Origin of the sequence: Vibrio makurazakiensis, from assembly GCF_050337375.1 — a bacterium.
Lineage (GTDB): Bacteria > Pseudomonadota > Gammaproteobacteria > Enterobacterales > Vibrionaceae > Vibrio > Vibrio makurazakiensis.
The window spans coordinates 1-6,020 of record NZ_JAKJSW010000236.1; the positions used below are offsets into that span (position 1 = coordinate 1).

Genomic DNA, 6,020 nt, shown 5'->3' on the forward strand with positions numbered 1-6,020 from the left:
CAATAAAAGTGGGACAGTAAGCGTAGATAATATGGCATCACAACCAGAGTATAATGACTGGCAACAGTTAATGGACCTTGTAAAGACAGCAGCGGATAACGATCAACATGAACTGTTGTTGACGATGATGATGACTTCAGATGAAAGAGATGCGCTCGTTGCTCGAGTGAATATTTTATGTGAACTTCTAAAAGGCGACTTATCACAGAGGCAGGTAAGCCAAATGCTAGGAGTGGGTGTTGCGACCATCACGCGTGGCTCAAATGAATTGAAAGCCAAATCCGATGCTGAAAAGTCTGAGATTGAACAGCTATTGCTAAAGTAACAGAATGGAGATCCTCATTCGTTACAGCTTTTATCTAATCTGTATTTAAACATAAACGCCAACTTCTTATGAGTTGGCGTTTTTGATTAAGTTCTTAGCTTGTTTGAGTAGCCAAGTAGATTAGGCGCTAAAGTGGCTCGGGTTCATAAATGGAATAAGAGCCAGAATCAGAGCTTGATGGTAGACAGAGCTACGAGTGAGTTGGTTATGTGTAAGTAGTCCAATCGCTCCGCCTTTTTGTTTGATGTTGTCAGTGCCAAATACTTCATCCATTACGTCACCAAGCTCATTCGCTTGCTTCAGTTTCTCAATCACAATTGGTGGTAGCATTAGGCTGGCTGAGCGAGATTGACCTCGCTGCCCGTTAGATTCAATAACCATCCAGGCGAACGTAACTGACTCTTCTATTCCTGCTTCTAAGCCAACGTAAAAATCGGCATTAGGGAGAACTTGCTGAGCGTTGTTCACTCGGTTGACCGAGCCTAGATGAGTTTCATCATTTGACATTGGTTGGTCAGCGACACCACTCGGTACGCTGACGCCTTGAAATTCAAATTCCTGTTCAGGGAATGCAGATGTAAAAGCACTTTTTACTGCGTTGATTTTAGCCGGGTTGAGCGAAGCAATAACGACAGATTTCATTTAATAATTATTCTCTTTAAGTTGCTGATACCAAGGTGATAACTCATCAATCTTCATGGGTTTTCCGAAGTAGAAACCTTGCATGAAATCGCATTGGCTCTGAGCGAGCCATTCATGCATAACTTGAGTTTCAATACCTTCAGCCGTCACCGCTTTATTTTGAGCGTGACAAAGTTCGATGATCGGCTTAACAATGTTTTGGTTGTTGGTTTGAATGAGAGTTTCCAGGAATCCTTTGTCCAATTTGATCTTTTGTACTGGGTACTGAACTAATTGAGTGATGGAAGTATATCCGGAGCCAAAGTCATCAATCGCGAGTTTATAGCCTAATCGAGATAACTCGTTGAGCAACGGGAAACCCTGAGACTCAGTAGCGAAAGTTTCAGTGATCTCGAAATCGATAAACTTCGGTTCAATATGATTCTTCGACGCGTGGTACTCAATAAACTCTGCTAAATGAATGGTTTCTAACTCAGCCGAAGATAAGTTGATTGAGAGGTAAACCTCATGACCAAACTGTTCTTGCAGTTTATGGAAGTGACTAAAAGCATCTTTAATTACCCACTTATCTATCTGTTCAAACAAGCCAGTTTGCTCGGCAATTGGGATAAACTCATCAGGTGAGACTAGCCCTAGTTGTGATGAGTACCAACGTAATAAGACTTCTACACCAATTACCTTAGAGCCTGAGTTATCTAAATACGGCATATAAACAAGGTTAAATTCATTGTCGAAATTGTTTTCTCGTAACGCGCGCTCAATGCTGGCACGTCTCTGTACAACTTTATCTAGATCGAGAGAATAAAACGCAAATTGATTCTTGCCCGCGCGTTTAGCTTGGTACATTGCGGTATCTGCATTAGATAGCAGTTTCTCAATGTTGTGGCCATCGTTGGGGTAAGTGGCAATGCCAATACTGACGGTAATAGGGAAGYTACCCATAACGGTTGTAAAACCATTTTGTAGAGGAGCTAATAAGCGTTTCGAGAAGTCTTCCGCTATATCACTCGTTAAATGAGGCGCATTGAGATAAATCGCAAATTCATCGCCAGATAAACGTGATGGCAGGCAACTCACACCATGTGTCGCGCGGTAAGTATCGCAGAGGGAGGTAATGTGTTCAGCAAAGCTGATCAGAATGGAGTCTCCAATTTGGTGACCGTATTTATCGTTAACGAATTTAAAGTTGTCGAGGTCTAGATAAAATACCCATGCGTTGGTATTACGTTGTGGTTCCGTGAGCGTTTTTTCAACATAGCTTTGAAATTGATGTCGGTTTGCGATTTGCGTGAGCTGGTCGTTCTCTGCCAATTTTTTAGTGCGTTGATAGGTATTATCTAGCTCTTGGTACATATCGTAGAAACGCTCAGAAAGATGACCGATTTCATCATTGCTACCTAGCTTCTCTATGTTCTTTTTCTTTTTCTTCTCTACCAATTGTAGTTGAGTACTTAAATTGGTGATGGGAGTCAGAATCGTGCGGTATAGCAGCATCAACAACAAGCACATGGTGATAAACGCAGAGACGGCAAAGGAAGCACTTAGCTCATTCCAAATATCTTTTAGGCGGTTATCTAATAAAAATTGGGCTGGGTCGACTGTTGCGTAAAGACCGGGGGCTAACTCTACAGATTGTGCTAGGCCGTGTTTTACTTGGACTGGCGCTTGTGAAAAAAACAAACTTGTTTGGTAGTCGTATTCAATTTGCTTACGCAGTGTATTAAAACTGTCTAACGATACTGATACAACAACAAAAAATACATCGTCAGATTGATAGCTAAGCGGTGTAGTGATCGTTCTTTTATCTAGAACTTCATAACGCACCAGCATTCCTTCACCTTGCGAGCTTCGAGTGAAACTGATGTTAGATGTATTGAGAGTCTCTTGATATTGAGTGTTGATGTGTTCCAGTATTTTTGGATCAATCTCTGCAAAAGGATCATCACTGTTCTCTGCGTAATAGAGCAGATCCTGATTACCATCTAGGAGTGCTAAGCCAGTGAAACTTCGGTTTCCGTCCTGTAATAGATGAATGGTTTCTTGCAGATTATCGATGAGCTCTAACTCTCGATATGGGTTTTGCTCTTGCAGAAAGTAACGTCGAACAATGTCACTTTTGGTTAAGGTATAGGAGTAACTATTGAGAAAGGAGCGTGCCTGGCGAAAGTGGCCAGCGAGCTTCTCCATATTAAGCTGAAGCGCGCTGTCTTCTCGTTTTATGAATGCACTTTTCTGATTGGTATAAATAATATAGCTTGAAGCTGCGGCGCTACAGAGTATGACCGGTGCAATTAGAAGTAGAATTTTAGTACTTAGCTTCATGACTCGTAACGATATTATTTATGATTTTAGCCCTTAAGTTTATATTGTTTACCGACATATCACTATCTATAACACTTTTTTCAATTATCTCTTGTGACGGAAATAAGGTCTTGTCCGTTATATAAGAAATAGGCAGTAGATCCATCGCTGATTTATTTGGGGTGGCAACCATGACCTCATTCGCATTGGCGGCTGCTGTAATAGGTTCCATTAGTTCGTTGAGGATTTTTTTAGCAAGCTCTGTTTGTTTTGAATGAGCACTTACCGCTAAACAGTCCACCCAAATATAGGTTCCTTCATTTGGCACAACGTATTTCCAATCCTTCTCATTTAAATATTGGTTGAGAGAGTACTGATCGCCGCTGTATGCCATTGCTAGATGTAAATCATCTGAGTCTGGGTGACTGCGTACATAAGAAATAGGATATTCATAGGTGAGTACATTGCTTTGGATGCTTTTTAGAATGTTGAAAGCTTCTTTCAGCTCTGAGGGTTCTGAAGTGTGGGAGCTGTAGCCAAGTGAGAACAGCGCTGGAATTAAGGTCTCGACACTATCTTCGAGTAACCCGATATGGCCTTTTATCTCATCGCTAGGATAGAGCAGTTGATTCCAAGAGCTTGGAGGTACTGAGAATTTACTTTCTCGATAGACTAATCCTAACGTACCCCAAAAGTAAGGCACCGCATATTGGCCACACACTTTATCCCAACGAGGTTCGTTGTGCCGCCTATTGGGTAAGTCCTTGAGGTTGACTAGCTCTCCTTGTTCTCCATAGATATTCGCCGAAACATTGTCAAAAACGACAATATCGAAAGGTAAGCTCCGACTATTGAGCATGAGCTTGTTTCGTTCGTCATCGTTATCTAAGTAGTGTAATTGCAGCTGTGTATCATAGGCTTTTTCTATCTTAGCTTGGATTTTCGGCGACAGAGAATCCTCCCACAAATAGAGTTTTAGCTCATCTTGCGCTTGGAGATGAGCTGTCGAAATGAGTAGTAGTGCGGTTATAAATATCGATGTTTTAGTCATTATTATTTAAAACTTTATGTTGCTGAATAATCGCATTGCTAATACGGCTACGTAGAATGATCGAGGTGTTACCTTGAGTCGAATAAAATTGAGCGTGTTTGATAAGGTCATCGCTTGGCGTTAACTCTCGAACTTTGGGGCGACTTTGATTGATGATTTTGATTGCTTGAAGGTTGGTTGTTGAGTTACCTATGTCTATGGCATTCAAAGCGGCCACTTCAGGTCGATGCAAAAAATTTATGAATGCAAAAGCATCATCTGGCTTGAGAGATTTTTTTAGCACCGCTAAACAATCAACCCATAAAATCGTTCCTTCTTTGGGCACAACATAACCCCATTCATAATCGTTATTTAATGAGTTTAGAGTCGCCTCATCTCCGCTATAGGCAATCCCTAAATGGACGCCTTTGGCACGTTCAGGGTCTGCTTCCAAATAGCTAATAATATAATCATACGTTTGTACGTGTGGGACTTGCTTGAGTAATTGATGGTAAACCTTACCCAATTCAGAGCGCCCTGCGTTTTCTATGGAAGAGTCAAGAATGAACAAAGAAGGCAACAGCAAGTCTGTGTAGTCATTGGTCATAACGACCTTACCATAGTGCTCAGTCGTTGGTTCTAAGAGTTGTTTCCAAGATGTTGGTGATTCAGGAAATAAATCTTTGCGGTAGACAATACCAAGGGTTCCCCAAAAGTATGGGATTCCATACTCGCCGCACTGCTTTCGCCAATTAAGTGGAATGTGCTTTTGGTTTGTTATTTGTGGATGGTCTTTCAATCGGTAAAGTTTGTCATTCGAAGAAAAGTTTCGAGCAGACACTTCATCTAAAATCGTAATGTCGATACTACCATTGTTGACTTGGTTGATCGTGCGATCACGATGAGTATCACTATCAAAATAGATTTGTTCGATAGTAATCTGGCTTTCTTCTTGCCATTGCTGGATAGCATTGTCTGATAGGTAATACTGCCAATTAAAGATCGTTAAGCTCGTTTGAAGATCTGAGGCCATGCTAGGGTTGGCGAGAGCAGTAATAAGCAAACAGCTGACAGTTTTGATTGTTCGAATCATAAATCCCCCGGTGAAAAGGGATTGTATTCCGTTCTGTTTATATTGTCAGCTGTTCATCTATTGGGGTTTACTTTAGTTGAACCTGAGTAGCCTTGATATTTTCACTAGGGTAGCAGCCTAAGACTTTGAGATGACGAGTGATTTTTGTTAGCTCTGAAATTGCACTTTGCATTATTTCTGAATCTAGATGAGCTTCTAAATCCACATAGAACATTTCTTCCCAAGGGTTGCCCATAATAGGGCGCGACTCAAGTTTGGTCATGTTGATTTGATGGCGTTGAAGGATCAGCAGCGTTTCTACAAGAGAGCCCGCTTCTTGAGATGTTGACATGATCAGTGTTGTTTTCGCAGGGATCTGCGTTGAAACTTCAACGGGTTTACGAGCCACTACAATAAAGCGCGTATGATTTTCTGTTTGATTCGCAATATTACTTTGAATTGCTTGTAGGCCATAAAGCTTGCCGCTAGAAGCATTACCAATGGCTGCCACATCGTCTCTATTAAGCTCTTTAACCTTTAACATGGCGTCAGCCGTGCTCGCACAAGACTCTAGTTGTACACCTTTCAAGCGGCTTAAAAATTCACTGCACTGCTGGTGGGGTTGAGGGTGCGAATATAAGGTCTTAATG

Annotated in this window: 5 protein-coding genes and 1 pseudogene; 1 reads left to right on the plus strand and 5 read right to left on the minus strand. The window is 41.4% G+C overall.

The features are described 5' to 3' along the window. The first annotated feature begins 31 nt into the window (after positions 1-31). Complete coding sequence (gene trpR, locus L4C33_RS18775; RefSeq protein ID WP_428813939.1) at positions 32-325, plus strand: trp operon repressor; 294 nt, start codon at positions 32-34, stop codon at positions 323-325. A 120-nt stretch (positions 326-445) separates the two neighbouring features. Here the strand turns inward: trpR and yjjX are convergent, their stop codons facing one another. From yjjX to L4C33_RS18800, 5 genes and pseudogenes are all read right to left on the minus strand, one after another. Beyond that, the gene (yjjX, locus tag L4C33_RS18780) at positions 446-967 is read right to left on the minus strand and encodes an inosine/xanthosine triphosphatase (protein ID WP_428813935.1); all 522 of its coding nucleotides are present in this window, start codon (positions 965-967) and stop codon (positions 446-448) included. Next, positions 930-3,289: pseudogene (locus L4C33_RS18785) on the minus strand (bifunctional diguanylate cyclase/phosphodiesterase). Before L4C33_RS18785 ends, yjjX begins: the two are co-directional and overlap by 38 nt. Further along, entirely contained in the window at positions 3,273-4,319 is a 1,047-nt protein-coding gene (locus L4C33_RS18790) for a polyamine ABC transporter substrate-binding protein (RefSeq protein ID WP_428813936.1), read from the minus strand. Before L4C33_RS18790 ends, L4C33_RS18785 begins: the two are co-directional and overlap by 17 nt. Continuing rightward, positions 4,312-5,391 (minus strand): polyamine ABC transporter substrate-binding protein, encoded by a 1,080-nt coding sequence (locus L4C33_RS18795; protein ID WP_428813937.1) that lies wholly within the window; start codon positions 5,389-5,391, stop codon positions 4,312-4,314. The genes L4C33_RS18790 and L4C33_RS18795 overlap by 8 nt, the downstream gene beginning before the upstream one ends. Before the next feature lie 67 nt (positions 5,392-5,458). Beyond that, positions 5,459-6,020 (minus strand): prephenate dehydratase domain-containing protein (locus tag L4C33_RS18800; protein WP_428813938.1); only part of this gene is annotated, 562 nt, incomplete at its 5' end.

Coding starts and splice junctions, on each gene's coding strand:
- trpR (WP_428813939.1), top strand. CDS start 32: ATGGCATCACAACCAGAGTATAATGACTGGCAACAGTTAATGGACCTT.
- yjjX (WP_428813935.1), bottom strand. CDS start 967: ATGAAATCTGTCGTTATTGCTTCGCTCAACCCGGCTAAAATCAACGCA.
- L4C33_RS18790 (WP_428813936.1), bottom strand. CDS start 4,319: ATGACTAAAACATCGATATTTATAACCGCACTACTACTCATTTCGACA.
- L4C33_RS18795 (WP_428813937.1), bottom strand. CDS start 5,391: ATGATTCGAACAATCAAAACTGTCAGCTGTTTGCTTATTACTGCTCTC.